Genomic DNA, 1170 nt, shown 5'->3' on the forward strand with positions numbered 1-1170 from the left:
CAACTCAGCGCCCCGCACTTTCCTCTAAATTCTGAATTAACGCTCTCACACAATCAGGCACTCATTACACTTTCGTGCACTTACTCTCAATATCAATTTATTCTGGCTTAAGCACTGCGCCGCCAATAATTTTACCAGTCCATTTATCTTTCATTGCTTGTTTAACATTTTCCAAGTCATAAACACTTGAAACAAACGGCTGAATATCACCATTTCGTACCCATGACATAATCTGTGATAAGCGTTCTTGTCGAATAGATGGATCTTGCTGCGCGGATATGACAGTAGGACAGCCCAAGACTTTGAGCCCTTTCATCATAATTAAGTTAGTGGGGAGCATATTCGCATTAGGCGCTCCACGTTGGCCTTTTCCTTTTGCGACAAACGGCGTTGATGCCCAACCAACAATAAGAAACCGCGCTCCGAACTTTACGCAACGCATACTCTCAAGCGATATATCCCCACCTACGCCATCGTAAACCACGTCGACCCCGGCACCATTGGTAAGTGCTTTCACTTCATCTCTGAAGCGACTCACACCGAAATCAGGATCAGATGATGAAGTATTAATAACCCAATCTGCACCCTGCTCTTTAACCACTGCCAATTTTTCATCACTGCGCCCAGTTGCAATGACCTTAGCGCCTAACAACTTGGCCATATGCAACGCAGCTAAACCCGTTGCGCCTGAGGCGCCATGAATGAGAACGGTCTCACCAGGCTTTAATTCGCCACATTTTACGAGGCAGTGATAAGCAGTCTCATAACTTCCTAAAAGGTTACACGCTTGTTCAAAGCTGAAACCCTCAGGAATTGCTCTAACAGCTTCAGCAGGTGCAACCGCGTAGTTAGCGAACCCTCCATATTGCTGATACTTTCCCGGAGATCTTGGTCCGGTCACAAACCCATCTACAAATACGCGATCACCAATAGACAAACCCTCTGCTTTCGCCTCTTTACCAGCCCATTCAATCACCCCGCTATATTCTAAGCCTGGGGTATATGGTAAAGGCGGCATATGCTGATACTGTCCGCTTGTCATGAGTAGATCGACCCAGCCAAGCGCGGCAGCTTTCACTTGAATCAATACATCATGACTTACTAGATCTTGTACATTGGGTTTTACTTGAGAAACCAAATGTAAGTTCTTCTCGACACCTTTAACGGGGT

At 45.9% G+C, this 1170-nt stretch carries 1 protein-coding gene; it reads right to left on the reverse strand.

The window, feature by feature from the left end; genetic code table 11:
• Window positions 1–97 precede the first annotated feature (97 nt).
• On the reverse strand, window positions 98–1170 hold a 1073-nt coding region (locus tag A3738_RS21275; RefSeq protein WP_068763842.1), incomplete at its 5' end, for an NADPH:quinone oxidoreductase family protein.

The organism is Oleiphilus sp. HI0066 (genome assembly GCF_001635725.1).